Source organism: Streptomyces sp. NPDC126503 (assembly GCF_040302405.1).
Classification (GTDB): Bacteria; Actinomycetota; Actinomycetes; order Streptomycetales; family Streptomycetaceae; genus Streptomyces; species Streptomyces gulbargensis.
This window is the reverse complement of record NZ_JBEORS010000027.1, coordinates 21,700-48,671: the sequence shown is the minus strand read 5'-3', so window position 1 is coordinate 48,671 and position 26,972 is coordinate 21,700. Positions and strand designations below refer to the sequence as shown.

The following is a 26,972-nucleotide window of genomic DNA, read 5'->3' as shown; positions in this document are numbered from 1 at the left end:
CGGGCGCGTGCCGAGACTCCGGAAGGTTTCGCATTTCGCATGTCCATTTTCAGTTCTGACCACGCCGTCATGCCCGAGAACGACGAGATCGTCTCCGACGCGGCCGAGGCCGCCGAGACCGTCGACGTCGTCGAGGCCCTCGACGCCGCAGAGGCCGACCTGGCCGCCGACACCGCCGAGGCGGACGACGCCGACGAGGCCGACGCGACCCCCCAGATCACCTTCGGTGACCTGGGTCTGCCCGAGGGCGTCGTGCGCAAGCTCGCGCAGAACGGCGTGACCACCCCCTTCCCGATCCAGGCCGCGACCATCCCGGACGCCCTGGCCGGCAAGGACATCCTCGGCCGGGGCCGTACAGGCTCCGGCAAGACCCTCTCCTTCGGTCTGCCGCTGCTCGCCACCCTGGCCGGCGGCCACACCGACAAGAAGAAGCCCCGCGGCGTCATCCTCACCCCGACCCGTGAGCTGGCCATGCAGGTCGCCGACGCGCTCCAGCCGTACGGCGACGTCCTCGGCCTGAAGATGAAGGTCGTCTGCGGCGGCACGTCCATGGGCAACCAGATCTACGCCCTGGAGCGCGGTGTCGACGTCCTCGTCGCCACCCCGGGCCGTCTGCGCGACATCATCAACCGCGGCGCCTGCTCGCTGGAGGCCGTCCAGGTCGCCGTCCTCGACGAGGCCGACCAGATGGCCGACCTGGGCTTCCTGCCCGAGGTCACCGAGCTCCTCGACCAGGTCCCGGCCGGCGGCCAGCGCCTGCTCTTCTCCGCGACCATGGAGAACGAGATCGCGACCCTGGTCAAGCGCTACCTGACCGACCCGGTCGTCCACGAGGTCGACAGCGCCCAGGGCAACGTCACGACCATGACCCACCACGTCCTGGTCGTGAAGCCCAAGGACAAGGCGCCGGTCACCGCCGCGATCGCCGCCCGCAAGGGCCGCACCATCATCTTCGTCCGCACCCAGCTGGGCGCCGACCGCATCGCCGAGCAGCTGCGCGAGGCGGGCGTCAAGGCGGACGCGCTGCACGGCGGCATGACCCAGGGCGCGCGTACCCGCACGCTCGCCGACTTCAAGGACGGTTACGTCAACGCGCTCGTCGCCACCGACGTCGCCGCCCGCGGCATCCACGTCGACGGCATCGACCTGGTCCTGAACGTGGACCCGGCCGGCGACCACAAGGACTACCTGCACCGCTCGGGCCGTACCGCCCGCGCCGGCAAGTCCGGCGTGGTCGTGTCGCTGGCGCTGCCGCACCAGCGCCGCCAGATCTTCCGCCTGATGGAGGACGCGGGCGTCGACGCCTCGCGCCACATCGTCGGCGGGGCCGGCGCCTTCGACCCCGAGGTCGCCGAGATCACCGGCGCCCGTTCGCTGACCGAGGTCCAGGCCGACTCCGCGAACAACGCCGCCAAGCAGGCCGAGCGCGAGGTCGTGGACCTGACCAAGCAGCTGGAGCGCCTCCAGCGCCGGGCCGTCGAGCTGCGCGAGGAGGCCGACCGTCTGGTCGCCCGCGCCGCCCGCGAGCGCGGCGAGGACCCGGAGACCGCCATCGCCGAGGTGACCGAGGCCGCCGAGGCCGAGGTCGCGGCCGCCGCCGTGGCGGCGGAGCGCGAGGAGCGCCGGGACGAGCGCCGCGAGGAGCGTCCGCCCTTCCGCGACCGTGACGACCGGGGCGGCTACGAGCGCCGGGACCGTGACGACCGCGGTGGTTTCCGTCGGGACAACGACCGTCCCTCGGGTGGTTTCCGTCGGGACAACGACCGTCCGTCCGGTGGTTTCCGTCGGGACAACGACCGTCCCTCGGGTGGTTTCCGTCGGGACAACGACCGTCCCTCGGGTGGTTTCCGTCGGGACAACGACCGTCCCTCCGGTGGTTTCCGCCGCGACAACGACCGTCCCTCCGGCGGCTTCCGCCGCGACGACCGCCCCTCCGGCGGCTTCAACCGGGACGACCGTCGTGACGACCGCGGTGGCTTCCGCCGTGACGACCGCCCCTCCGGTGGTTTCCGCCGCGACAACGACCGTCCGTCGTTCCGCGACCGTGACGACCGTCCGTCCGGTGGCTTCCGCCGCGACGACCGCCGGGACAACGACCGTCCCTCGGGCGGCTTCCGCCGTGACGACCGCCCCTCCGGCGGCCACCGTGGCAGCGACCGTCCGTTCAACCGTGACCGCCGCGACGACCGCCCCGCGGGTGGCTTCCGCCGCGACGACCGCCCCTCGGGCCGCCGCGACGACCACCGCCCCTCCGGCTCCGGTTCCGGCTCCTTCGGCGCCGGCCGCCGCGACGACAAGCCGCGCTGGAAGCGCAACGGCTGATCCGGCCGGTCCGCGGGACACCGCGCGTCCCCGTGAGCGGGTGACGATCTGACGGGAAGGGCCCGTACGACACTTCGGTGGCGTACGGGCCCTTCGTCGTGCACGGGTTCGGAACACCCTCGCCGCGCCGGTCCCGGTGTTGGTAGGGTCACCCCGCTCAGGGGGGACGACCGAGACAGGGTTCTCCCGTCCGCGTGCCGCCGCAGAGGTGCTGCCGCGCCCTCCCTGACCCCATGTTTTCCGGGAGGGACCTTCCTTGATCCGTCAGGGCAACGACCGCGCGCGCGGTTCGGGCCGGCGCACCCGCGCAGGCCTCGTCCTCGCGCTCGCGACGATCACGGCGGCGACGTCCGCCGGGATCACGGCGCCGCCCGCGGTCGCCGACACGGCGCCGCAGACCACCGTGCTGCCGGCCGCGCCGCGCTTCTCGCCGCGCGCCACCTCGATCCTCACCGCCGGTGAGACCGGCTACCTGCTGGCGCAGGAGGGCGACGTCCGCCTCCAGTGGATCGACTACGCCACCGGGACCGCGACGCCGCTCGCGGTCACCCTGCCGGAGGCGCCGCGCTACGACTACGAGACCGGCTACTGGGACTACCGGCAGAAGCTGCCCATCGGGGGCGGCGGTCACTGGGGCAGGGGCTCCGACACGGTCGCCGTGTACTCCGCCACCCCGGCCCCGCGCGTGACCCTGCAGAAGGGCGCGGGCGCGGTCTTCGCGGAGATCGCGCTCCCGGAGGGCCAGACGTACCTGGGCACCTTCGGCGACACCGTGGTGACCCGGACCGGCGCGGCGGACGCGCCCACCGGCTTCCACCTGCTGCGGTCCGAGGGAGGGAAGGTGACGGACACGCCCGTCACCGGCCTGCCGGAGGGGACCGTGCCCACCGGTGTGGAGGACGGTGACGCGACCTCGCTCGTCCTCAGGTACCGGAACTCCGCAGGAGGCCCGGAGAGCTGGGCGCTCACCGACCTGGCGGACGGGGTGGCCGAGCCGCTCGTCGGACCGCAGGACGGCTCCGCGGACGTGGACGGCTTCCGCCTCGGCGCCGGAACGATCCTGCGGCTGCGCACCGGGCGGGACAAGGTCGACGTCCTGGACCGCACCGCGCCGGGGACCCTGATCCGCACGGTGGAGTCCGGCTTCCTCTCGAGCGACGTGACCTTCGCCGCCGTGGGCACGACCGTCCGCGCCGTCGACCGGCAGAACCCCGGGGACGACGAGTACCGGGGCACGCCCCTGTGGATCCTCCCGGGGGAGGACGAGGACGACCGGAAGCCCCCCGTCCTGGAACTGGCCGGGCAGCAGATCGTCGTGGCACCCGACGGGACCGCGCTGGTCGCCGGGACCGCGGCAGCCGAACCGCGGGGCGACGTCGACTGGGCCGTGCACCGGCTCGTACCGGCCTCCGGCGGGAGCGTGGAGACGCGCCGGCTCACCACCGTCGAGCCCATGCCCGCGAAGATCTACGGACTCTCCCTGGGCAGCGGCATCCTCACCCGGGGCGAGAACAGCACCTACTTCCAGCCGGCCGACTACTACGGCGTCTACCGCTCCACCTGGCTGTCCGCCAACGGGCAGCCTCAGCCGCTGCGGACCACCGTGGACGGGCTGCTGCAGGGCGAGGACGGCGACTGCTCCTCCTACACCGGCCGCTGCGTCGTGATGTGGGCGAGCGGCGACGGCTTCCACGGGCGGCGGAACGACTCGTACGACGATGCCACCGTGCTGTACGAGAACGGCAGGAGCACGGCCGGGGGGCCGAGCGTCACCAGCGGCATGTACAGCGGTGAACTGGTGGACCTCTCCGGCCGGTTCGGTTTGGTCGCCTCCGCCACCACAGTCCTGCGGGAGGAACCGTACGTCGTCGAGTTCCCGAAGTCGGGTGCCGGAACCGTCCGCGAGCGGCGCACCGACCTCACCGCCGCCCTGTGGGGCTCCACCCTCTGGAGCGTCGCCAAGGACAGCCCGAAGGTCACCTCGAAGTCGCTGGTGTCCGGCGCGGCGGGACCGTCCTTCACCACCCCCAACGAGTGCGCTCCGGCCACCCTCCAGGCCGCCGGCCGCTGGGTCTACTGGTCCTGCGACCAGGACGGCTGGACCCCGGGGACCGGTTCGGGCGTCTACGACCGGCAGACCGGGCGGACCATGACCCTGCCGGGCCGCAACATCCGCAACGTGCTGCTCGGGGACGGCTACGTCGTGCGGCAGGACCCGGAGGCGGGTCTGCGCCTGTACGACCTGCACGCCGGGCTTCCCGCCTCCGGCTCCGCCGCCGACGTGCCCCAGCGGACGCTGGCCACCGCGGCCGACCTCGGCCCGGACGCCCACGCCCGGCGGGACTGGACCGTCGACCGCTTCGGCGGCCACGTCGCGTACGCCGGCACCGACGAGCGGATCCGCGTCGTCACCACCGGGGTCCCCGCGCCGCCCGTCACCGTGATCGACTCCGCCGTCACCGGCGCCGCGCTGAACCTGGCCGCCTCCGACACCGGCTGGTCCGGCCGCTGGTGGACCTCCAAGCCCACGGGCGCCTGGAAGGTCACCGTGAAGGAGAACGCCACCGGCACGGTCGTCCACACGGCTTCCGGGCCCGAGGCTCGCGGCCGGATCGAAGCCGCCTGGACCGGGCGGAACGCCTCCGGCCAGGCCGCGCGGAACGGCGGCTACACCTGGACCCTCACCGCCCGGCCCGCCGACGGCATCGGCGCCGACCTCTCCCTGACCGGCGCGCTGACGGTGACCGGCGGCGCTCCCGCCGCCCGGCCCGCCTGGCACGACCTCACCGGCGACGGCAAGGGCGACCTGCTCGGCCTCACCCCGGGCGGCACGCTGACCGTGCGGCCGGGCACGGGCACCGGGACCGTGGGCACGGGACCGTCGGCGAGCGGCTGGGCCTCCTCCTCCCTGCTCGTCCCCTTCGGGGACCTGACCGGTGACGGGTGCGGCGACCTGCTGGTGCGGAACGCCTCCGGGGCCCTGACCCGCTACGACGGCGGCTGCGGCACCGCGTTCGCGCCCGGCGGCAAGCGGGCGGCCCTGGGCGGCGGCTGGCAGATCTACCACCACCTCTCCGCCCCCGGCGACCTGACGGGCGACGGGCGGACGGACCTGCTGGCGCGCACCCCCGCCGGTGAGCTGTGGATGTACGCCGACAACGGCGCCGGCGCGTTCAAGCCGAGGGTCCGGGTGGGCACCGGCTGGCAGATCTACGACACGGTCGTCGCGGCCGGCGACCTGAACGGCGACAGGACGGGCGACGTGCTCGCCCGGGACGGCGCCGGCGCCCTGTGGCGGTACTACGGGACGGGCCGCGGCACCTTCGGCCCGCGGGTCAGGATCGGCACCGGCTGGCAGACCTACAACACGGTCGTGGGCGTCGGGGACCTCAACGCCGACGGCAAGGCCGACCTGGTCGCCCGGGACGGCTCCGGCGCGCTGTGGCGGTACAACGGCACCGGCGCGGGCACCCTGTCCGCGCGGGTCAGGATCGGCACCGGCTGGCAGATGTACGCGCGGCTGGCCTGACCGGCGCTCCGCCGGACCGAGGCGCCTGACGCAGCGCGGCACTTGCGGATCGGGCGCCTCCTGGATCGAGGCGCCTGCCCGCCGGCGCGTCCCCAGGGTCCGTACGACACCTCGGTGGCGTACGGGCCCTGCCCGTCGAGCCGCCCTCGTACGCGGGTTCGACGGCGGCGGGATACGCTCACGTTCTCGACGGGAGCGCGGGCGCCGGCCAGGGGGCCCGGCGGAATACCGCCCCGCCCCGCCTTCTCGCACATCAGGTTTCCCGGGGAGGGACCCCTCTTTGACTCGTCACCCCCGCGCGCGGCGACCCCGCGCGCGCATCGCCGTCCTCGCCGCCGCGCTTCTGGCCTCGGGGATCGGCGCCGCGCCGTCCGTGAGCGCCTCGCCGATCGTGGGCATCGACCAGCTGGACATCGATCCCGACTGGCGGGCCGTACCGCGCGGCGAGGTCGTCACCGCCGTCTCCGCGGGCGGCTACGCCCACGCCACGGAGGACGGCGACCCTTTCAACGGCGACCGGCTCGTGTGGACGGACTTCGCGACCGGCACGAGCGTCCCGCTGGGCTACGAAGCCCACCCGCGCTTCGCCGAGGCCGGGATCGGCGGCCGCTACGTGTACGTCGAGCCCGCCCTCGGCGAGCACGCCGTCCGCGACCTGGGGACCGGCGCCCAGCGACCGTTCACCCCGCCGTCCGACGCGAGTTACGTGGGACTCCTCGGTGACTCCCTGCTCTTCCAGCGGAACACCGGCTTCTCTCTGCTGAGGGCCGCCGACCTCACCGGCCCTCAGACGCCGGTGACGGGCTGGCCCGCCGACGCCGATCTGAGCACGGCGCAGCTCGTGGCGGGCGACGACACCGTCGCCGTGATCCGTTACGCGCGCCAGGGGAGCGCTTACGACTTCACCGGGCTCGGCCTCGTCGAGCTCGCCACCGGCCGGGTGACCGCGATCGAGGACGCCTCCACCACGTACAGCAGTGACTCCACCGGCCCGGTGGTCCTCGGCCCCGACCGGATCGCCTGGGTGGACCGGTCGCGGACCGTGCACGTACGGGACCGCGCCCTTCCGACCGCCGCCGCCGAGCAGACCTTCGCCCTCCCCGCCGACCTGGACGCCACGGGCCGGATCGGCCTCGTCGGCGACTGGGTCCTCGCTCTCACGAAGCCCGGGGGCGCGGACCCGGTCCTGCGGCGGAAGCTCGTCGCCGTCCACCCGGACGGCCGGACGCTGACCCTCCTGGAGAAGGCCCAGGCCGAGCTCAACCAGGTCACGGGCCAGGACACGGCCGCCGCGGCCGTCGTCGGCGGCACCGGTCCGGCGGACTGGGCCCTCCAGAAGGTGGTGCGGGGCAAGGACGGCACGCCGATCCTGGAGAAGCTCGCCGCCCCCGTCGAGCCGGTCGCCGCCACGGTCGAGTCGATCGCGCTCGGTGCCGGCCGCCTCTCCTCGCTGGAGTGGGGCGGCTCGCGGGGCTCCGGCTTCTTCGAGCGGACGCTGCCGGTCGGTCCTCTCCACACCGGGCAGTCGAAGCCGGTCCCCCTGGGCGCGGAGCAGAAGCGCCTGGAGCGCAACAACCCGCTCTTCGCCAGCGGTGACGGCCGCACCGTCCACCTCGCGCACGAGGACTTCAAGCCCCTGGAGGTCGTCGCCCGGACCGCTTCCGGCCGGGTGACGCGGGCGCTCACCGGCGAGAACCACGGGCAGCTCGCCGACGTCTTCGGCCGGTGGGCGGTCTTCCAGGGCGGCAGCGGCCAGACGCTCGTCCTGAACCTGGACGCGCCGGCCGGCACCTCGCCCGTCGTCCGCAAGCAGGCGAGGACGGCGGCGGCCGTCTGGGGCGACACCCTCTTCACGGGTACGGCGGTCAACGGCGAGGTGGCCCGGACCGACCTGGCGACGGGCAAGGCGACCGGAACGTTCTCGACGGGGGCCGGCTGCCCGGCGACCGAGTTCCAGGTCTCGGCGGGCCGCTGGCTCTACTGGGCCTGCGGACAGACCGGTGCGCACGGCGTCCACGACCTGCGGACCGGTGCGCGGCTCGCGCTCGGACAGGGTGTGACCGGCGGCGGGCTCCTCGGCGACGGCTTCTACGTGTCCCGTGACGCCGCCTCGTACCTCCGGGTCACCGACTTCCACACCGGTACGGCCCGGACGCGGACGCTCGTCGACGCCTCGCCGGTCGCCGGCCCGCGCCGCGAGACGTGGACCGTCGACCGGTTCGGCGGGGCCGTCGCGTACCGCGGGGCGGACCAGCGCGTCCACGCCGTGTGGACCGGCGTGCCCGCCTCGGACCTCACCGCCGCCGCGGCGAGCGCCCCCGCGTCCGCGCGCTCGAAGGACGGCTGGAAAGCGTCCTGGACGCTCTCCAAGCCCGCCTCGATGTGGCGCCTGAACATCCGCGACCCGCACACCGGGACGGTCGTCCGCAGCTACGGCGGCGGCGAGACCCGGGGCCGGATCGACATCGCCTGGGACGGACGTACGGCCGCGGGCAAGACCGCCCCGAACGGCCCGTACGTCTGGGACCTGACCGCCAACACCGCCGACGGGCAGGGCCGGGACCTCGCCCTCTCCGGCGGCCTCACCGTCACCGGCGGCACCCCCGGCCGGCGCGATCTGGCCGGAAACGACCGGCAGGGCGACCTGCTGGTGATGGACACGGCCGGGCTCGTCTCGATGTACCGGGGCAACGCGTACGGCGGCCTGTCGTCCCGCATCGCCGGTACGGGCGCGAAGTTCCCCACCACCTCGGTCCTCGTGCCGTTCGGCGACGTGAACGCCGACGGCTGCGCCGACGTCCTCGCCCGCGTCGGGGACCAGCTGCGGTCCTACCGACCGGGCTGCGGGCAGGTCGTCTCCGCCTCCTCCCCGTACACCGCGCTCGGCTCCGGCTGGGGCGGCTTCGACGTCCTGACCTCGCCCGGCGACCTCAACGGCGACGGCTTCACCGACCTGATCGCCCGCCAGGCCTCCAACGGCGACCTGTACTTGTACGGGGGCACCGCGGACCACCGCCTGAAGCCGCGCGTGCGGATCGGCACCGGCTGGAAGCTCTACACCAAGCTGATCGGCGCCGGCGACCTCAACCGCGACGGCCGCGACGACCTGCTCGGCGTCGACACCGCGGGCGTCCTCTGGCGCTACTACGGCACCGCGACCGGCGGCCTCTCCCCGCGCGTCAAGCTCGGCGGCGGCTGGAACGGCTACTCGGCCCTGGTCGGCCTCGGCGACCTCTCCGGCGACGGCGTCACCGACCTCGTGGCCCGCGACACCGCCGGCCGCCTCTACAGCTACGAGGGCACCGGCTCCGGCGCCTTCGGCGGCCGCGTCCTCATCGGCACCGGCGGCTGGAACGGCTTCAAGGGCCTCTTCTGACCCCAGCCCCACCACCCGCCCCGCCCCGCCCCGCACCCCCGCGTCGCGGCGCGGGGCGGGGTGTGTCGGATACTCGATCTGTTCCGCGTACCTCTCGGGCTATGCTGCATGGGCGTGCTTGTCCACGGGCCGTTAGCTCAATTGGCAGAGCAGTGGACTTTTAATCCATTGGTTGTGGGTTCGAGTCCCACACGGCCTACCGAGAGCGGGGGAGGGGAAGCCCCCTGACCTGCGGTGGAGCGCCCCGACCGGTTTCGACCGGGCGGGGCGCTTCGTCGTTCCGGGGCCCGTGCGTGAGCGGACGGACCCGTCGGAGACGGACTGAGGTACAGGCGCCGGCCCCCCGGCGACAGGCGGGAGGCGACATCCGCCCACAGTGGCATGTCGAACTCCTCGTCGATCAGGTCCTCCTCGTCCCAGCCGGAGCCGGCCAGCCACTCGGCCAGACTGCCCGCGTCGACGAACCGGGCGCCAGTGAGTCCTGACGGCGACCCCGAGACGGCTCCAGCGACTCCCCGGCGTGCACGTCGATGCACCCCTCAGCCTCCACCTTCCCGAGTTCGAATCTCGTATCCTCCGCCGGCCCGAAGGGCCGGACCGCGAGAGCCGTCCGGCCCTTCGGCTGCTCCTAGGACTCCGCCCGGTCTTCGGGGCTGGGCGGCGGTGCGGGCAGGAGGAGGGCGGCCAGCCAGAAGAGGGACGCGAGGGTCAGGGCGCCGGGAGACGTCCCCGGGTGGATGGACCAGGCCCACCATTCCGGGGTGTTGTCCGCACTCACGCCGAGCAGGAGGGTCGGGCCGAAGGTGGCCAGGGGCAGGAGCCAGGCCAGGCCGCTGCCGAAGAAGCGGGCGCTGATCACCGCGAGTCCCAGGTAGCCGGCCGCGTTGCGGACCGAGACCGCGAAGACCTCGACGGGCAGGCCGAACGCCAGGGGCAGGGCCGACAGGACGGTGGCGAACAGGGTGAGTGCGACGAGTTGAAGGCGCCGGTAGAGGGACACGGGACGGGCCGACACGTGCTCCAAGTCGGCCATGGGGGTGTGGAGCGTGGTCCCCAGGACGACCGCGTACGCGACGGGAACGACCGCCGCCACGGGTACGGCGTAGTCGACCAGGTGGCGGAAGTCGGGGACGTCCACCCGCTCCCGGGTGAACACGGCCGTGGCTACGGCCACCACCGCCGCCGCGACGGCCGCCCACGGCAGGTTGCGGCTGCGGGCGTGCGCGAGAGCGGGGTTCACCGGGGCAGGGGTGGGACGGGGCGGCACGCGCCGATCTCGCGGGCGGCAGCGGTGAGCCACCGGTCCTGAGCGGCGGCAGGCGCCTTGAGGACCCCTTCGAGTGCGCTGGAGAACTCCTCGCCGTAATAGGGGGCGGCGAACTTGGCGCGCGAAGAGACCACAGCCTGGAACAGGAACGTGTCGGGGTACCCGCCGGCCGCCTTGAGAAGGTGGGGTTGGCACCCACTGGGCGGCTGGGGCAGGGACGCGTCGAGCATCGCCCCGGTGAGGGAGCGGGAGTCCATGACCGGCCGGTAGACCGGCAGCTCCGCGCTGTCGGGGCCCTCGGGCCGCAGGCCGGTCTCGTAGAAGCTGCGGTTGAACCCGGAGAGGGAGCCGAGCGCGCCGTCCACGGTCCGGACCGCCGCCCGGGCCTGCGGGAGCAGATGGCTGTCGGCCGGCCACAGGCACGCCTTCGTACGCCCCTGGGTGACACAGAGGGGTTCGGCGGGCTGCTCGGCACGGACGGCCCAGAACGGATCGGGTACCGGAGCCCGGAAGGTCAGCAGGGCGCCTCCGGCCACCGCCGCGACGATGGCCGGCACGATCAGGAGCGGGCCGGGAGAAGGCACCGCACGGCGCACGAGAGCGGGCACGGCCGGCAGAGCGAGGGCTGCGGCCGCGCACCACGCGGTCGCGATCAGCAGTCTGGTGGTGTGCGGCTGGAACGTGGCGTCCCAGTGCTCGTCTATTGCCGGGAACAGGGCGGCGAGCGGGAGCTCCGGGACCAAGGCGAAGAGCACGAACACCAGGTACCAGAGCACCCCCATGGCCGGAGCCGTGATCCGGGACGGGATCAGGGTGCCGGCGGCCACGCCCGCCGCGATCTGGAGTGCGGTCATCGCCAAGGCCAGCACCAGCGGGGTCCACACGGGTTCGGTTACGTCGCTGATACCGGCCGTGCGCTGGAAGGCCACGACAGTCATCAGGGCGTAGACCGCCAGCGACCAGATCCAGGCCGCACCCCACAGGAGCAGGGCCTGTGACCAGCCTCCGCGTGGCGTGGTGTCGGACCATGCGCTCGTGCGAGTGCGCCGGGCACGGCCGGCGGTCCACGCGGCCGCTGCGCTCATCAAGGAGCCCATGACGATCACGCCGAAGACCTGGACCTTGATGCTGGTCTGGCTCCACCAGCCGACCCAGTCGCTCGTGGCGGCATCCGCCGAGACGAGGTACCAGACCCCGGCCACTGCCGAGAGAAGGGCTACCTTGCCCGCCTCGCCGCGCCGCATCTCGTGAAGCAGCACGCGGATCATGTCCGTACCCCGTTCGCCTGCACCACGGCCAGGTAGCCGGATTCCACCGCGGGGCCGTCAGGTGCGCTGCCGTCGTGGTCGGGGTTCTGGGCGCACAGCTCGGCGGCGGTACCGGTAAAACGCATCCGGCCCTCCAGGAGCACGTGCACACGGTCGCAGACGTGGGCCACATCCTCGGCCAGGTGAGTACTCATCACCACCGCCGAGCGTTCCCCGAGGTCACGGATAAGGGACCTGAACCCCACCCTCTGCGCGGGGTCCAGACCGACCGTCGGCTCGTCCAGGAGCACCAGGGCCGGGCGGTTCACCACGGCCTGCGCGATTCCGGCCCGACGGAGCATGCCGCCGGACAACGCGCCCATGCGCCGGTCCGCGTACTTCTCGAGCTCCACCAGGCGCAGGGCCTCGCGCACACGCTCCTGCCGTTGTCCACCCGGCACCTTGCGCAGCCAGGCCGCGTACTCCACGAACTCCCGTACCGTGAAGCGCGGGTAATAGCCGAAGGACTGCGGCAGCACGCCGATGCGTTCCCGGACCTTGCACAGTCCGGCCCGGCCGCGTACAGGCTCGCCGAGCAGAGACACCGTCCCCTCGTGCGGTCGCCTGGCAGTGCTCAGCAAGGAGAGCAGGGTGGTCTTGCCCGCGCCGTTGGGGCCGAGCAGGGCGGTGGTACCGGAGCGGAACTCCGCGCGCACGCCGTCGAGGGCGACCACGGTCTTGTAACGGACCGTGGCGCCCTCGACGACCGCGACCGGCGTGGCGCCGGTCGCGGTGATGTCACTGTCGACAGACACAGTTTCCCGATTAGTTCTCTGCGGCCACGTAGCCGTAGGCACGGCTGCCCGAAACACCGGCCCACGTGGCCTTCGTGTAGTACTTGCCACCCGTGGTGGTGCCCCCGTAGGAACCGCACCCGTAGGCCGAAGAGTAGCCGCGGGAGGTGGAAGCGATCTGCGGGTCGGGCATGAGCGACTTGTCCTGGTACACGTAGCCGCTGAACGTCTTCAGGTCGGACGTGGGGACGTCGCCACACGCCCTGGCGTGACCGGAGCTCGGGCCGTTCCAGCGCTCGCCGTCTTCCTTCGACCCGGAGGTCGCAATCGAAAACGTCAGCCGACTGCCGCTGATCTCACCGGCAACGGCGATACCGGCCGGAAGAGCCAGAGCAGCGGCGATTCCGACGACTGCTATGCGCTTACGCATGAGCATCTTGGTGTTCCCCCTCGTTTGATCTTCGCAAACGTGAGGGACCGTAACCCGAGCCCGATCACCAACAACGTGACGCTGTTCACATTGCGCACGAGATGACCGAAAGTCGTAAGCGCAGCGCCTCCTGACCAGGGCAGACGGCTTCCGCAACGATCGATTGACGCAAAGAGGTCATCGGGGCATCCACGGACCCCGGTCTCAGTTCGGGAGAACACGGATAGCCCCGCCATTCGAGGTCCCATCGTCCCTCGGGTCCCCGCAGGCGGCTCGTGGGTGCCCAGCGGGCTCGTTCGGTGGAGCGGTCGAGCGGATCGATGAACCAGCCCCCCAGATCGAAGGAGTCGTCCGGATCCCGCAGGGACGTGCGCACCCACATGCCGGCCAGGAGCCGTTTCATGGACGGGCTGATCTCGGGTACGGCGGCGAGCTTGTCGTACTCGTCAGCAGTGAGCGACTCCTCACGTCAAGTCGCCGGCGCAGATTCGGCAGGCGTCGAGCGCGACCCCGACCTGCGGAAAGAGTGCCTCGCTCGGAGACGTACATCTGGGCACCGCTGGGAGGTGCCGCAGGCACCACAGGTGGTAGCCCAGACGCTCCTCGGCCCGCATCCCAGGGATGTGCGGGTCGGTCGAGCTGCCGACGAGGCGGAGGGCGACGGTGTCGCAGGCGGCGACGATCAGTACGAGGTGATCGAATCGGGGGGAAATGACAGGGCCGTACGCGCCGATCTGCCCGACCCGCCAGCGCAGTCGAGGTGCGGTCAGCGTTCCGTGGTTGAAGCAGGCAAGAGCCAACAGAGCTCGTAGTTCGGTCTGTTCGGGGAGCAGTGGTCCAGACCCAGCCCGCCGGAGCGATCGATTCCCGGGAGAGCGGTGGCCAGCGGTGGGTCGCGTCCGTGTTCGCACATGGGAGCCGGCTCAGGAGAGTCGCGGAGCGGGCGCGCCGGCCACCCACCCCGGCGGGACGGCCCGTCTCGTCACGGGCGTGTCGATCGCGCGCATCGTCTTCATGCAGGCCATGGCGTGGCAGGGGCTGTTCGGCACGCAGACCGCCGAGGCGCGTCGGACCCTCGACCGCGTCGGCCGGAGCCTCGTCACCGTCGGCATCCGCGGGGAGGCATCCGCCTCCGCCGTGGCCGCCTTCCTCGCCGGCGCGCCCGGCACGCGAGCCGTCCTGCTGACCCCGCCCGGCGACCGGGGCATCACCTCGACCCTGCACGGCGACTGCGCCGCCCTGACCGCTCTGCGCCTGCCCTGTCCCGCCCCTGAGGCGCGCCTCGACGACCCGCCGGCGGACCCGAAGCTGCGCGAGCTGCTCCGGTGGACCCCCCGCCCCGACACGGCGCTCGTCATCCGCCGGACCGACCCCCGGGCGCTGGCGGAACGCGCCGCCTCCGACGACGGCGGCGCGACCCTCGCCGTCCTGCGGCCCGACGGTGAACCCCTCTCCGTACCCGCCCTCAAGCGGTGGTCGCACCAGGTGTTCCCGCGCGGCGCGGTCGTCCGCGCGCCGGGGGAGGACCAGCTCACCGCGGGCGTCCCCAACCGTGACCAGGGCCGCTGGAGCGCCCTGTTCGGCATGGCCGGCATCACGGTGCTCGCCCTCACCACGGGCCTCGCCGCCCTGGCGGAGTTCCTGCGCCAGGGCCGCGCCCTCGCCCCCCTTTCCGTCCTCACCGGTGGGCTGCGTGTCTTCCGTACGAGCGCGGCCTGGTCGGTCCTCGCGCCGCTCGCCGTCGCCGGGGCCGTGGGGACCGCCGTCGCCGCCGCGCTCGCGGCTCCGGTGGCCGCGCACGGCGAGTCCTCCGTCACCGGTGAGCTGATCGCGGCGACCATCGGCGTGGTATTCGTGGTCGGTGCGTTCCTGTGGGTCTGGGCCTCCCGTGTCGCCGTCCGGCAGGCCCGGAGGTGGCGTCCCGGCGGGGAGTGACGCCCACGCGCTCCAGGTACGTCCGGGGGGCCGCACGGACGGCCACGGGTGAGGGCCGGGAGCGGTCCCCTCCGCATGGTGGTGCGGGGGCGTGGGCGAACCTGGAGGGTGGAGGTGGGCGGGTGAGTACGGTGACGGCGAGCGGTCCCGGTGATCCGGCGGGGACGGCCCGGAGGCTGGCCCGGTGCGCGCTGGCGGCCGCGGGCGGTGCCGTGGTGGTGCTGCTGACGGCGCTGGGCAGCGGGGGGTTCCTGATACTGCTGAGCGGGCTGGCGGGGCTCGCCGCCGCGGCCGTCGGGCTGTGGTGGTTCGTCGCGCACCGCGGCCTCCTGCGGCTGCTGGGGGCGGTGCTCGCGGTCGGCTCGCCCGCCGCCGTCCTCGCCCTGTACGTCCTCGGCGGCGTGTGGGTGGTCGCCCTCGCCTCCCTCGCCCTGTGGGCCGTGGCCCTCGGCTGCGCCCGGTCCGCGCTGCGCCGGCCCGGCGAGGGGCCGAGGACCGTCCGGGGCGTCCCCGCGCGGCGGCCCCTGCGGCCGGTGCTCATCATGAACCCGAAGTCGGGCGGCGGGAAGGTCGGCCGGTTCGGGCTCGTGGAGCGGGCGGAGAAGCTCGGCGCCCGCGTGATCCTGATCGACCCGGAGCGGGAGAACGACGTCGAGGCGCTGGCCCGCGGCGCCGTCGCCGAAGGGGCCGACCTGCTCGGCGTGGCCGGTGGGGACGGTACCCAGGCGCTGGTGGCCGCCGTGGCCGCCGAGCACGACCTGCCGTTCCTGGTGATCTCGGCGGGCACCCGCAACCACTTCGCCCTGGACCTGGGGCTCGACCGCACCGACCCCGCGGCCTGCCTGGACGCCCTGACCGACGGCGAGGAACTCCGCGTCGACCTGGGCTCCGTCTCCGGCCGGCCCTTCGTGAACACGGTCTCCTTCGGCGTGTACGCGGACGTCGTCCAGCACCCGGAGTACCGGGACGCCAAGGCGGGCACCGCGATCGAGCTGCTTCCCGACCTCCTCCAGGGCGGGGCGGGCGCCCGGCTCGACGCGCGGGCCGACGGCAAGCGGCTCCCGGCGCAGCAGGCGCTCCTCGTCAGCAACAACCCCTACGCCACCCCCGATCCGTTCGCGCCGGGCGCCGCCCAGCGGCCGCGGCTCGACGGTGGCCGGCTCGGGGTCATCGGCATCCGGGTGGAAGGCGCGGTCCAGGCCGCCGAACTCGCCGTCCGGGGCACCCAGTCGGAGGCCCTGAACGTCCTGACGGCCCGGCGGGTCGAGGTCACCACGAACGGCACCGGCACCGGCAGCATCGCCGTCGCCGTGGACGGGGAGGCGCTGAACCTCCCGACACCTGTGGTGTGCGTGCTGCGTCCCCGCGCTCTGCGGGTACGCGTACCGCGCGACCGGCCGGGGACCACGCCCCCGCCGCCGCCCCTGGACTGGCGGCGGATCCTCCGGCTCGCGCTCGGCAACCGACCCTCGGCAAGGAGCGGCGCATGACGGACCCGAAGACCCACGGCCACGGCGACGGCGGTCAGGACCGCGATCCCGGTTCGGGGTACGGCGGGCAGGACCCCGATCCCGGCTCCGGGTACGGAGGGGCACGGCGGAAGGAGCCGCAGGGCTGGGCCGGGACCGCGCGGGCGGTCCTGCAGGATCTGCGGGCCGTGGACGGCGCCGTGTACGCGGCCGTGGCCGGGACCTCCACCCCGACGCTCGACACGGCGCTGCGCCGGCTCTCCACCGCCGCCGACCACTCCAAGATCTCCTTCACGGTCGCCGCGCTCCTCGCCCTCGCCCCCGGCCGGCCCCGCCGGGCCGCCCTCGTGGGCGCGGGTGCCGTCGCCGTCGCCTCCGCCTCGGCCAACCTGCTGGGCAAGCGTCTCGTCCGCAGGCCCCGCCCCGACCGCGAGGCGGCCCGGGTGGTGGCCGGCCGGCACGTGCCCATGCCCGACTCCGCCTCGTTCCCCTCCGGGCACACCGCTTCGGCGGTCGCCTTCGCCACGGCCGTGGGCGCCACGCTCCCCCCGGCGGCGGCGCCGCTCTGGGCCCTCGCGACGGCGGTGGCGTACTCCCGCGTCCACACGGGCGTCCACTACCCGGGCGATGTCGCAGCGGGCGCCGTCCTGGGCGTCGCCAGCGCCGCCGCCTCCCTCACGGCGGCCGCCTCCTGGACGGCGGCCCGGGGCGCGGGAGGAACCGGCCCCCGCTGACGGGCCGCGGCGCGACCACCGCCGGAGCCGGAGCCGTACGGGCCCGTCCCGCGGCCCGGCTCCCGACCCCCGGCCCCGCCCGCTCAGCTCGCGCGTGCCAGGTCCTCCTCCGTGAAGGGGAGCGCGGCGAGGCGGGCCGGGTCGGCGAGGACCTGGAGGGCTACGACGCGGTCGCCGGCGATCGTGAAGGAGAGCATCGAGCCGGGACGCCCGTCGACGACCGACAGGAAGCCGGGCGCGCCGTTGACGACGACCGGCAGGACCGCGTGGCGGAACTTCGAGTACGTGACGGCCTGGGCCATGACGGCCTCGGCGCCCCGCACCAGCCGGGAGGCCGCGAGGCTCCCGCTGTCGGCCCGCAGCACCACGTCCGGGTCGAGGACGGCGAGCAGGCCCTCGAAGTCACCGGCGTTCGCGGCGGCCCGGAAGGCGTCGGCGATCTCCCGCTGGCGGCGGGCGTCCGGCCCCGGCCCGGGGGAGGCGTCCCGCACGCGGCGGCGGGCCCGGCTGGCGAGCTGGCGGGTGGCGGCCGGGCTGCGGTCCACGATCGGCGCGATCTCGTCGAAGGAGACGGCGAACATGTCGTGCAGCACGAACGCGAGCCGCTCCGCCGGTGACAGGGTCTCCAGGACGATCAGGAGCGCGAGGCCGACGGACTCGGTGAGTTCCGCCGCGCGCTCCGGGTCGGTGGTGTCGGCGGCCCGCACCACGGGGTCGGGGACGTAGAACTCGAGCGGGTCCTCGCGGCGCGAGCCGCGCGAGCGCAGCATGTCCAGGCAGACGCGGCCGACGACCGTCGTGAGCCAGCCGCTGAGGTTGGTGACCCCGCTCACATCGCTGCGGCTGAGCTTGAACCAGGTCTCCTGCACGGCGTCCTCGGCCTCGCTCAGCGAGCCCAGCATCCGGTACGCCACCGCCCGCAGGTGCCGCCGGTCGGCCTCGAACCGCAGGGCCAGCGCCTCCTCGTCCCCGTGTCCGCGGGCGTACCGGCCGTCCGCCGCCGTACCCGTGCGCTCATCCATGTCCCGGACTCCCCCTCCGTGTCCCGTCATGCGTCATGACGGATCGAAACGCGTGGATGTGACACGGCCCGGAGAGGGTGGCCAGGACCCCTGACAGGTCCGTTCCGTGAGATCCACGCCGCTGCGCGCAGAACGCCCGGGAATCCCCGGCCGAAGCCGCCCACCGCCGGGAAACGCTTCTTCAGCACCGTACTCAGCATCCGTAGATTGATCACCATGACGACGACAACGCCGCAGGTCAACCCCGTTCTCCGCACCCCGCCGGCCGCCCCGGCCGCCGCGGTCGCCCACTTCTCCGCAAGCCTCGCCTTCCACGCGGACGTCTCCGACGTGGCCGCCGTGCTCGCCGCCGGCGGCGACCCCGGCTTCGTCCTCCTGGACTCCCGCTCGACCGCCTCCTGGGACCAGGGGCACGTCCCCGGCGCGATCCACCTGCCGACCGCGCTCATCCCCGAGCAGGCCGAGCAGCTGCTCGACAAGGCCGTCCCCGTCGTCACGTACTGCTGGGGCCCCGGCTGCAACGGCGCCACGCGTGCCGCGCTCGCCCTCGCGCAGCTCGGTTTCCAGGTGAAGGAGATGCTCGGCGGCTTCGAGTACTGGGTGCGGGAGGGCTTCCCGTACGAGACCTGGGAGGGGCCCGCGCGGCAGGCCCCGGACACCCTCACGGCACCGGCGGAAGCCGCCGACTGCGGGTGCTGACGGAAACCGATTTCCGTGTTCGCTCCTCCATGCCGTAGTGTGGTGTTCACCGACGCGGGGTGGAGCAGCTCGGTAGCTCGCTGGGCTCATAACCCAGAGGTCGCAGGTTCAAATCCTGTCCCCGCTACTCAGTAGCCCGAAGGCCCGGATCCGGAAACGGATCCGGGCCTTCGGCGTTCCCCCGCCCTCCCCGGAAACCTCCCGAGCGGCGTTTGACCTTTACGCAACGTCAAGTTCTAGCGTTTCCGTCATGGAGTGGTCGATCCAGGAGATCGCCAGGAAGGCCGGTACCACCAGCCGTACGCTCCGCCACTACGGCGAGCTGGGGCTGCTGGAACCGAGCCGGATCGGCGCGAACGGTTACCGGTACTACGACCAGGCGTCGCTCGTGCGGCTGCAGCGCATCCTGCTCCTGAGGGAGCTGGGCCTGTCCCTGCCCGCGATCGCCGAGGTCCTCGAAGGGCAGCGGGACACCTCCGCCGCCCTCCGTACCCACCTGCGCCTCCTGGAGCAGGAACGGGAACGCGTCGGCCGGCAGATCGAGGCCGTGCGGACCACTCTCCACAAGACCGAGAGAGGAGAGGAACTGATGGCGGAGGAAGTCTTCGACGGCTTCGACCACACGCGGTACGAGGTAGAGGTCACCGAACGCTGGGGCCGGGACGCGTACGAGCGGGGGGACCGCTGGTGGCGGTCGCTGAGCGACGCGGAGAAGAAGGCGTTCATGGACGAGCAGAAGGACATCGCGCGCGGCTTCGCGGCGGCGGCGCGGGCCGGGCTCGCCCCGGACTCCGAGGAGGCGCAGGCACTCGCCCGGCGGCACTGCGACTGGCTGTCGGCCACGACGGCACCGAGCAAGGAGTACGTGATCGGCCTCGGCCAGATGTACGTCGACGACCCGCGCTTCACGGCCAACTACGACCGGCACGGCGAGGGCACGGCGATCCTGGTGCGGGACGCGCTGAAGGTCTTCGCCGAGCGCAACCTGTAGCGACCGTCCCGAAGTAAACGGTGGCCAAAACGAGGCCCGCCCCTTTGCGTGCCGCCGAGCGCGGCCCGTAGCCTCGCGCGCACCATGAGTGACGGGACCGGGGTGGCGGATCGCGTGGCGCACACGCGGGAACAGGCAGGACGGCGGGCGCCCGCCCTCCTGCTGCTGCTCACGGTGCTCGCCCTCTTCGCCGGGATCTGCCACGGCGCGCACGGGCACGCGCTCCCGGCCTCTCTTCCCGCCCCTCTCCCGGCCCCCCTCGCCGCCCCCGCGGCCGCCGGACCCGGTGCCCGGACCGCCGCTCCCTTCGCGGCTCCGGCCCACTCCGGGACCTCCGCCCACTCCGGAACGCCCGCCCCCTCCGCGTCCCCCGTGCCCGGGTCACCCACGCACGGCTGTCACGAGGGCGGCGACGGCGGCCTGCCCCACGACGTCCACCTGCCGGCGGCGCAGACACCCGCCGCTCCCCAGCTCACCGCCCCGGACACGGCCGGAGCGCCGCTCGTCGCGCACGACGCGCTGTTCCCGGCCGACCCGCACGCCCGCCGCGTACGGGACCGGGCGGGTCCCGGGCCCGAGCCCGGACACCTGCTCATCGCCCTCGGAGTGAACCGGAACTGAGCCCTGCCGCCGTACGACCACCGGGGCGCCCCCTCGGGTCGCCCCGGGGCGCCACGCGTACGGCCCCGGACACGGCAAGGCTTCCTTCCGGCGTACTCACTCCAAGGACGTACCCCCCATGACCCTGCCCCTGTACCCGCCGCCCGGCATCGCCGGTCAGACCGTCGGCAACACGCCCGTCCTGTGGACGGACGACGGCTACTGGGCCAAGCTCGAAGGCTTCAATTTCGGCGGCATCAAGGACCGCGCCGCCCTCCACATGGTCGAACAGGCCCGCCGGCGCGGGCAGCTGCGCCCCGGCGCGCCCGTCGTCGAGTCGACCTCCGGCACCCTCGGTCTCGGACTCGCCCTCGCGGGCGTCCTCCACGGCCACCCCGTGCACGTCGTCACCGACCCCGGCCTCGAACCGATCGTCGAGCGGATGCTCGTCGCCCACGGGGCCCGCGTCCACGTCGTGCCCGAGCCCAGTGCGCACGGCGGCTGGCAGCAGGCCCGGAAGGACCGGGTCGCCGAACTGCTCGCCGACCTCGACGGGGCCTGGTGCCCCGACCAGTACGGGAACCCCGACAACCCCGGCGCCTACACCGGGCTCGCCGCCGAGCTCTCCGACCAGCTCGACCGGATCGACGTGCTGGTCTGCGCGGTCGGCACCGGCGGCCATTCGGCCGGCATCGCCCGCGCGCTGCGCGCCACCAGCAGCCCGGCCCTGGAACTGGTCGGCGTCGACTCCGTGAACTCCACCGTCTTCGGCCTTCCGGCCGGGGAACGGCTCATGCGGGGCCTCGGCTCCTCCATCCACCCGGCGAACGTGGACCACGCGGCCTTCGACGAGGTCCACTGGGTCGGCCCGGCCGAGACCGTGCGGTCGGCCCGCCGCCTGGCCGCGCGCCAGTTCGCGACCGGCGGCTGGAGCGTGGGCGCGGTCGCGCTGGTGGCGGCGTGGCTCGCCCGGACCCGGCCGCGCGGGACCCGGATCGCGGCCGTCTTCCCGGACGGGCCGCAGCGGTACTTCGACACCGTCTTCAACGACGAGTTCTGCGCGGCGCACGGCCTCCTCGACGGCCCGGTGCGCGAGGAGCCGGCGCCGTTCGTGAGCGCCGAGCGCGTCGACGGCTGGACGCGCAGGGTCCTGGACCGGGGTGCGCGGCCCGCCGGCGGCACCGACCGGGCCGGCGGCCCCGGCACCGGGCGGGCCACCGGTCTGCCCGGTCTGCCCGGACACCCTGGTTTCCCCGGCTTCCCCGGTTTTTCCGGCGACCGGGCCGGCCGGACGGGACGGATCCGTTGAGTACCACGGCCGCGCCGCCCAAGGGCGGCATCTGGAAGCAGAGCCGTACCTTCGAACCGGCCGTCCGGCTGCTGTTCCTCAACCAGCTCACCATCAACCTCGGCTTCTACATGCTCATGCCGTTCCTGGCCGCGCACCTCGCGGACGGGCTCGGCATGGCGGCCTGGGCGGTGGGGCTGATCCTCGGCGCCCGCAACCTCTCCCAGCAGGGCATGTTCCTGATCGGCGGCGCGCTCGCCGACCGGCTCGGCTTCAAGCCGCTGATCGTGGCCGGCTGCGCCCTGCGGACCGCCGGCTTCGGCGCGCTCGCCTTCGCCCAGTCGCTGCCGGTGCTGCTCGCCGCCTCGCTCGCCACGGGCCTCGCGGGCGCCCTCTTCAACCCGGCCGTACGGGCCTTCCTCGCCGCCGAGGCGGGGGAGGCGCGGAGGGTGGAGGCCTTCGCCCTCTTCAACGCGTACTACCAGGCGGGCATCCTGCTCGGGCCGCTGGCAGGGGTGGCGCTCACCGGGGTGTCGTTCCGGCTGACCTGTGGGGTGGCGGCCGTCCTCTTCGCCGGGCTGACCCTGGTGCAGCTCCGGCACCTGCCCGTACGGGGCCGGGAGGCGGACCGCGCCGGCGGCGACGGCGGCCGGGGCCAGTTCCGTACGGTCCTCGCGCACCGCACCTTCTGGCTGTTCTCGCTCGCCATGACCGGCTCGTACGTGCTGTCCTTCCAGGTCTATCTGGCCCTGCCGCTCGCGGCCGGGGGTACGGGTCTCACCACCGCCCTGTTCGTGGTGTCCGCGCTGGTGGCGCTCGCCGGGCAGCTGCGCATCACGGCCTGGTGCACGGCGCGGCTGCCGCGCGAGCGCTGTCTCGTGCTGGGCCTCGCCCTGATGGGCGCCGCCTTCCTGCTCCCGGCGGCGTTCGGGCGGGGGGTGGTGGGGCTGCTGCTGTGCGCGGCGGTCCTGGCCGTGGCGAACGCGGTGCTCTACCCGTACGAGATGGACACCGTCGTCGCCCTGTCCCGGGGGCGCTGGGTGGCCACCCACTACGGGCTCTACAACACCGTGTGCGGGATCGGCATCACCCTGGGGAACCTGGGGACGGGCGTCCTGCTCGACGTCACCGGCTGGTCGGTGGTGCCGTGGCTGGCGCTGTGCGCGGTGGGGGTGCTGTGCGCGGGGGCGGTCGCGCTCCTGGCCCGCGGCGGCCGGCTCGCGGCGCCCCCGCCCGAGCCACCGGTGCCGTCCGTGCCGCCCGTGACGTCGAACCCGCCGAAGTCGCCGAAGGCCTCGGAGCCCGATCCCGGCACCGCCTGACCGGCCGGCCACGCCGGCCCCGGGCCCCAGGGCACCCCGAGTCACCCGGCTCCCCCCGCTCGCCCGGATCCCCCGGTCGGCCGTCCGGGAGTCGCCGCCCGGCGCGGGCGCGGGGACCCTGGGAGGGCGCGGTACGGGCCGCGGCCGGTACCGACCGGGCAGGAGAGCACAGGTGGGGCACCCTCTGGGAGCGACGGGTGACGGGCGGCGGGACGACGAGCCCCGCCGCCCGTACCGCGGTGCCAGACGCTTCCTCCGGGCGCTGCCCCCGCTGGTCATCGCGGGCGGTGTGGTCTTCGACCTGTCGACCCCGCCGCAGTTCACGGCCGCGCCGATGTTCTCGGCGGCCCCGCTGATCGCCGCGCCCTTCTTCTCCACCCTGACGACCCTGCTCACCGGCATCGCCGCCGTCCTCGCCTGCCTCGGCCTGCACGCCTACAACGGCACCCTCACCGAGGTCTCCTCCCTCACCGAGGCCCTCACCGTCGTGACCGTCTCGGCGCTCGGCCTGCTGATCAACCGGGTCGTCCGGATCAGCGGGGAACGGCTCGCCTCCGCCCGCGTCATCGCGGAGACGGCGCAGAAGGCGGTGCTGCCGACCCCGGCCGAGCGGATCGGCGGACTCCACTGCGCGGCGCGCTACGAGGCGGCGCAGGCGGACGCGTTCATCGGCGGTGACCTCTTCGCCGTACAGGACACCCCGCACGGGGTGCGGCTGGTCGTCGGGGACGTACGGGGGAAGGGCCTGGAGGCGGTCGAGGCGGTGGCCGTGGTGATCGGCGCGTTCCGGGAGGCGGCCGAGCAGGAGCGGACCCTGGAGGGGGTGGCGCAGCGACTCGAGCGGGCCCTGGCCCGGGAGGGCACCCGGCGGCACGGCCTCGACGCCTTCGAGGGGTTCACGACGGCGGTCCTGGCGGAGGTCCCGCCGGGCGCCGGTGTCGTACGGATCGTGAACCGGGGGCATCCGCCTCCGCTGCTGCTGCGCGCGAACGGCGGCCTGGAGACGCTGGAGCCGGGCGAGGCGGCCCTGCCGCTCGGCATGGGCGAACTGGCGGCCTGGCCGGACCGGGCCGACGAGCGGGCGTACCCGCCGGGCGCCACCCTCCTCCTCTACACCGACGGGCTCTCGGAGGCGCGGAACGCGCAGGGTGTCTTCTACGATCCGGCGGAGCGGCTGGCCGGGCGGATCTTCCCGGGGCCGGAGGAACTCCTCGACGCGCTCGTCGACGACGTACGGCGGCACACGGGCGGCGGGGCGACGGACGACATGGCGCTCCTCGCGGTGAGCAGGCCAACGTCGGGGCAGCCGGAGCGGCGCCGGACGATGCCGGTGGTGCCGCCCGGTGGAGGGCGTCGTCACCAGCCGTAGCCAAGAGGTCTCCCAGCGATAACAATTGACGTACCGTCAGTTTTGGTGTCGGCCAGGCTTCCGTTTTGAGAGGGGGTCAACTCGGGCGAATCCCTGCCAATTCAATGAACGATCACCGGGGACGGCTTGGAATCGGACCCTCGTCTCTATTAACGTTCGATAACGCAGCGCGGTCGTCCCAGTCGTCGCAAGAGGCGACACCGTGCGCACGCGCCGAATCCCGAAAGGGAACCGGGGAACCACCACTTGGGGTGAATCGGGCCCCTCGCACCTCGTGCGAAACCGCCCGTAGGAGACCTTCCTGCTCCGAACCCGTCAGCTAACCCGGTAGGCGAGAAGGAAGGAAAGGAGCGCGCCTCCGTGGCGTCCAACCCCCCCGCACCCGAAGCCCCGTTCGACCCCTTCGGCGGCGCGGGTGCCGCCGGCTCCACCGGGGAGTGGAACCCGACCGAGGGAACCCTCCGCGCCGAGAGCCGCTCCGGCGGCCGTCACCGCGTCGTCAAGCAGCGCTCCAACTTCGCCCGTTCTTCCACCGTCCTCGGCGTCGGCGTCATCGCGGCCGTCGGCGCGGGCGGCCTCGCCACCGCGCAGGACAGGCCGCCGGTCGCCATATCGCTCCCGGACCTTCCGGACCTCAACCTGCCGGACGCCCACGACCTGCCCGGCGTCGGCGACCTGCTCCCCGACGAGGCGCCCGAGCCGGTCAGCGCCGAGCGCACCAACCCGAACCCGCTCACCGCCGCCGCGTACACCACCGTCGCCGACCGGAGCACCACGGCGGCCGGCGCCGCGAGCGCCGCCACCGGCACGGCCGGGCCCACGGCCGGTGCCGCCGACGCGGGCGAGGCGCTGCGCGCCCGCATCCTCCAGCAGGCCGAGCAGCAGCAGACCTCCGCCGACGCCGCCGAGCGGGAGGCGGCGGAGCGCGCCGCCGCCGAGAGGGCCGCCGCCGACGCCCGCGCCGCCGCGGAGAAGGCGGCCGCCGAGGCCGAGGCGAAGGCCAAGGCGGAAGCGGAGGCGAAGGCCAGGGCGGAGGCCGAGGCCAAGGCCGAGGCGGAGCGGATCGCGGCGGAGAAGGCCGAGGCCGAGCGCCTGGCGAAGCTCGCCGCCAGCTACTCGATGCCCCTCTCCTCGTACACCCTGACCTCCACCTACATGCAGTCCGGTTCGATGTGGTCCTCCGGCTACCACACCGGCCTGGACTTCGCGGCGCCCACCGGCACTCCGCTCAAGGCCGTCCACGGTGGCACCATCACCTCGGCCGGCTGGTCCGGCTCCTACGGCTACCGGATCGTGCTGCAGCTGGCCGACGGCACCGAGATCTGGTACTGCCACCTCTCCTCCATGACCGTCGCGGCGGGCCAGACCGTCGGCACCGGCGAGACCATCGGCCGCGTCGGCGCCACCGGCAACGTCACCGGCCCCCACCTCCACCTGGAGGTCCACACGCCCGGCGGCGACGGCATCGACCCGGCGGAGTGGCTCCGCTCCAAGGGCCTGTCCCTCTGACAGCACGAGGACCGTCTACCTCGGAAATCCCGGAACATGCCCCGTGGACGCCCCCGGGTTCCCGGAATAGCCGCGGCGGAGGGAGCGGTTGACCGACTCATGACCACCCTCCGCCCGCTGGGCACCTCCGACCTGCACGTCTTCCCGCTCGCCCTCGGGGGCAACGTCTTCGGCTGGAGCGCCGACGAGGCGCAGTCCTTCGCCGTGCTCGACGCCTACACCGCCGCCGGCGGCAACTTCGTCGACACCGCCGACGTCTACTCCGCCTGGGCCGAGGGCAACGAGGGCGGCGAGTCCGAGACGGTCATCGGCCGCTGGCTCGCCGCGCGCGGCAACCGCTCCGAGGTCGTCGTCGCCACCAAGGCCGGCGCCCACCCCCGGTTCAAGGGGCTCTCCGCCGCCACGATCAAGGGGGCCGCCGAGGAGTCGCTGCGCCGCCTCGGCACCGACTACATCGACCTGTACTACACCCACTTCGACGACGAGTCCGTGCCCGTCGAGGAGATCGTCACCGCGCTCGACCAGCTGGTGAAGGACGGCAAGGTACGGGCCGTCGCCGCCTCCAACATCTCCCCGGAGCGGCTGCGGGCCTCGCTCGACTTCGCGGAGGCCGAGGGCCTCGCCCGGTACGCCGTCCTGCAGCCGCACTACAACCTGGTGTCGCGCGAGACATACGAGGGCCCGCTCCTGGAGACCGCCGAGCGCGCGGGCCTCGCCGCCGTCCCGTACTACGGCCTCGCCTCCGGTTTCCTCACCGGCAAGTACCGTCCCGGCGCCACCGTCGACAGCGTCCGCGCCACCGGAGCCGCCCGCCACCTGGAGACCGAGCGCGGCCGGGCCGTCCTCTCCGCCCTCGACACGGTCGCCGAGGCCCACGGGGCCGAGCCCGCCACCGTGGCCCTCGCCTGGCTGGCCTCCCGTCCCACCGTCGCCGCGCCGATCGCCTCGGCCCGCACGGTCGAGCAGCTGCCGGCCCTGGTCGCGGTCGCCGGCCTCTCGCTCACGGACGAGGAGCTGGCCCTCCTGACGGAGGCCTCCGCCCGCTGAACCCCTGGCTCGCCCGCCGTCC

The 26,972-nt window shown here is 73.9% G+C and carries 19 protein-coding genes, 2 tRNA genes and 1 riboswitch; of the genes, 16 read left to right on the top strand and 5 right to left on the bottom strand.

The annotated features are described in order from the left end of the window. Positions 1 to 39 precede the first annotated feature (39 nt). From ABTY40_RS26695 to ABTY40_RS26680, 4 genes are all read left to right on the top strand, one after another. Positions 40 to 2,322 carry a DEAD/DEAH box helicase gene (locus tag ABTY40_RS26695; protein WP_352061856.1) on the top strand — a complete coding sequence of 761 codons (2,283 nt, stop codon included), beginning with the start codon at positions 40 to 42 and terminating at the stop codon, positions 2,320 to 2,322. A gap of 256 nt (positions 2,323 to 2,578) precedes the next feature. Continuing rightward, the gene (locus ABTY40_RS26690) at positions 2,579 to 5,851 is read left to right on the top strand and encodes an FG-GAP-like repeat-containing protein (RefSeq protein WP_352061855.1); all 3,273 of its coding nucleotides are present in this window, start codon (positions 2,579 to 2,581) and stop codon (positions 5,849 to 5,851) included. 280 nt (positions 5,852 to 6,131) lie between these two features. Beyond that, positions 6,132 to 9,227: an FG-GAP-like repeat-containing protein gene (locus tag ABTY40_RS26685; RefSeq protein ID WP_352061854.1), complete on the top strand. Its 3,096-nt coding sequence runs from the start codon at positions 6,132 to 6,134 to the stop codon at positions 9,225 to 9,227. Between the two features lie 126 nt (positions 9,228 to 9,353). Then, positions 9,354 to 9,426 (top strand) — tRNA-Lys (locus tag ABTY40_RS26680). Between the two features lie 429 nt (positions 9,427 to 9,855). Here ABTY40_RS26680 and ABTY40_RS26675 read toward each other — a convergent pair. From ABTY40_RS26675 to ABTY40_RS26660, 4 genes are read right to left on the bottom strand one after another with little or no spacing between them, the layout of a single operon-like run. Continuing rightward, entirely contained in the window at positions 9,856 to 10,467 is a 612-nt protein-coding gene (locus ABTY40_RS26675) for a hypothetical protein (protein ID WP_352061853.1), read from the bottom strand. Further along, positions 10,464 to 11,762, bottom strand: a complete 1,299-nt coding sequence (locus ABTY40_RS26670) for a hypothetical protein (RefSeq protein WP_352061852.1) — start codon at positions 11,760 to 11,762, stop codon at positions 10,464 to 10,466. The genes ABTY40_RS26675 and ABTY40_RS26670 overlap by 4 nt, the downstream gene beginning before the upstream one ends. Continuing rightward, positions 11,759 to 12,556, bottom strand: coding sequence for an ATP-binding cassette domain-containing protein (locus ABTY40_RS26665; protein WP_352061851.1), 798 nt, complete (start codon positions 12,554 to 12,556; stop codon positions 11,759 to 11,761). Before ABTY40_RS26665 ends, ABTY40_RS26670 begins: the two co-directional genes overlap by 4 nt. Positions 12,557 to 12,566: 10 nt before the next feature. Next, positions 12,567 to 12,965, bottom strand: coding sequence for a hypothetical protein (locus ABTY40_RS26660; protein ID WP_352061850.1), 399 nt, complete (start codon positions 12,963 to 12,965; stop codon positions 12,567 to 12,569). Positions 12,966 to 13,955: 990 nt separating this feature from the next. Between ABTY40_RS26660 and ABTY40_RS26655 the strand changes: the two genes are divergently transcribed. The 3 genes from ABTY40_RS26655 (at position 13,956) to ABTY40_RS26645 (ending at position 17,103) form a co-directional block, all read left to right on the top strand. After that, a complete protein-coding gene (locus ABTY40_RS26655) occupies positions 13,956 to 14,900 on the top strand; it encodes a hypothetical protein (protein ID WP_352061849.1) in 945 nt (314 codons plus the stop codon). A gap of 122 nt (positions 14,901 to 15,022) precedes the next feature. Further along, the gene (locus ABTY40_RS26650) at positions 15,023 to 16,390 is read left to right on the top strand and encodes a diacylglycerol/lipid kinase family protein (RefSeq protein ID WP_352061848.1); all 1,368 of its coding nucleotides are present in this window, start codon (positions 15,023 to 15,025) and stop codon (positions 16,388 to 16,390) included. Further along, positions 16,387 to 17,103 (top strand): phosphatase PAP2 family protein, encoded by a 717-nt coding sequence (locus tag ABTY40_RS26645; protein WP_352061847.1) that lies wholly within the window; start codon positions 16,387 to 16,389, stop codon positions 17,101 to 17,103. Before ABTY40_RS26650 ends, ABTY40_RS26645 begins: the two co-directional genes overlap by 4 nt. An 83-nt stretch (positions 17,104 to 17,186) precedes the next feature. On the opposite strand, the gene ABTY40_RS26640 is transcribed toward ABTY40_RS26645, so the two are convergent. Further along, positions 17,187 to 18,125 carry a sigma-70 family RNA polymerase sigma factor gene (locus tag ABTY40_RS26640; protein ID WP_352061846.1) on the bottom strand — a complete coding sequence of 313 codons (939 nt, stop codon included), beginning with the start codon at positions 18,123 to 18,125 and terminating at the stop codon, positions 17,187 to 17,189. 216 nt (positions 18,126 to 18,341) lie between these two features. On the opposite strand from ABTY40_RS26640, the gene ABTY40_RS26635 reads away from it, so the two are divergent. The 9 genes from ABTY40_RS26635 to ABTY40_RS26595 all read left to right on the top strand — a co-directional run bounded on the left by ABTY40_RS26635 (position 18,342) and on the right by ABTY40_RS26595 (position 26,950). Further along, positions 18,342 to 18,824 (top strand): rhodanese-like domain-containing protein, encoded by a 483-nt coding sequence (locus ABTY40_RS26635; RefSeq protein WP_352061845.1) that lies wholly within the window; start codon positions 18,342 to 18,344, stop codon positions 18,822 to 18,824. 53 nt (positions 18,825 to 18,877) lie between these two features. After that, positions 18,878 to 18,951: transfer RNA gene (locus tag ABTY40_RS26630), tRNA-Met, on the top strand. A gap of 123 nt (positions 18,952 to 19,074) precedes the next feature. Next, a complete protein-coding gene (locus ABTY40_RS26625; protein ID WP_352061844.1) occupies positions 19,075 to 19,815 on the top strand; it encodes a MerR family transcriptional regulator in 741 nt (246 codons plus the stop codon). A gap of 114 nt (positions 19,816 to 19,929) precedes the next feature. Then, entirely contained in the window at positions 19,930 to 20,436 is a 507-nt protein-coding gene (locus ABTY40_RS26620; protein ID WP_352061843.1) for a hypothetical protein, read from the top strand. Between the two features lie 118 nt (positions 20,437 to 20,554). After that, positions 20,555 to 21,724 (top strand): PLP-dependent cysteine synthase family protein, encoded by a 1,170-nt coding sequence (locus tag ABTY40_RS26615; RefSeq protein WP_352061842.1) that lies wholly within the window; start codon positions 20,555 to 20,557, stop codon positions 21,722 to 21,724. Next, positions 21,721 to 23,025, top strand: a complete 1,305-nt coding sequence (locus ABTY40_RS26610) for an MFS transporter (RefSeq protein WP_352061841.1) — start codon at positions 21,721 to 21,723, stop codon at positions 23,023 to 23,025. Before ABTY40_RS26615 ends, ABTY40_RS26610 begins: the two co-directional genes overlap by 4 nt. 172 nt (positions 23,026 to 23,197) lie before the next feature. Continuing rightward, positions 23,198 to 24,394: a PP2C family protein-serine/threonine phosphatase gene (locus tag ABTY40_RS26605; protein WP_502990683.1), complete on the top strand. Its 1,197-nt coding sequence runs from the start codon at positions 23,198 to 23,200 to the stop codon at positions 24,392 to 24,394. A 201-nt stretch (positions 24,395 to 24,595) separates the two neighbouring features. Then, a riboswitch (cyclic di-AMP (ydaO/yuaA leader) is annotated at positions 24,596 to 24,743 on the top strand. Positions 24,744 to 24,754: 11 nt separating this feature from the next. After that, a complete protein-coding gene (locus ABTY40_RS26600; RefSeq protein ID WP_352061840.1) occupies positions 24,755 to 25,903 on the top strand; it encodes a M23 family metallopeptidase in 1,149 nt (382 codons plus the stop codon). A 99-nt stretch (positions 25,904 to 26,002) separates the two neighbouring features. Beyond that, on the top strand, positions 26,003 to 26,950 hold the full coding sequence (locus ABTY40_RS26595) for an aldo/keto reductase (protein ID WP_352061839.1): 948 nt from the start codon (positions 26,003 to 26,005) through the stop codon (positions 26,948 to 26,950). The last annotated feature ends 22 nt before the right edge of the window (positions 26,951 to 26,972 follow it).

Bases quoted from the DNA above. Each gene is read 5' to 3' on its own strand.
- ABTY40_RS26635 (WP_352061845.1), top strand. From the start codon at position 18,342: ATGACGACGACAACGCCGCAGGTCAACCCCGTTCTCCGCACCCCGCCG.
- ABTY40_RS26660 (WP_352061850.1), bottom strand. From the start codon at position 12,965: ATGCGTAAGCGCATAGCAGTCGTCGGAATCGCCGCTGCTCTGGCTCTT.
- ABTY40_RS26625 (WP_352061844.1), top strand. From the start codon at position 19,075: ATGGAGTGGTCGATCCAGGAGATCGCCAGGAAGGCCGGTACCACCAGC.
- ABTY40_RS26670 (WP_352061852.1), bottom strand. From the start codon at position 11,762: ATGATCCGCGTGCTGCTTCACGAGATGCGGCGCGGCGAGGCGGGCAAG.
- ABTY40_RS26640 (WP_352061846.1), bottom strand. From the start codon at position 18,125: ATGGATGAGCGCACGGGTACGGCGGCGGACGGCCGGTACGCCCGCGGA.
- ABTY40_RS26645 (WP_352061847.1), top strand. From the start codon at position 16,387: ATGACGGACCCGAAGACCCACGGCCACGGCGACGGCGGTCAGGACCGC.
- ABTY40_RS26615 (WP_352061842.1), top strand. From the start codon at position 20,555: ATGACCCTGCCCCTGTACCCGCCGCCCGGCATCGCCGGTCAGACCGTC.
- ABTY40_RS26695 (WP_352061856.1), top strand. From the start codon at position 40: ATGTCCATTTTCAGTTCTGACCACGCCGTCATGCCCGAGAACGACGAG.
- ABTY40_RS26595 (WP_352061839.1), top strand. From the start codon at position 26,003: ATGACCACCCTCCGCCCGCTGGGCACCTCCGACCTGCACGTCTTCCCG.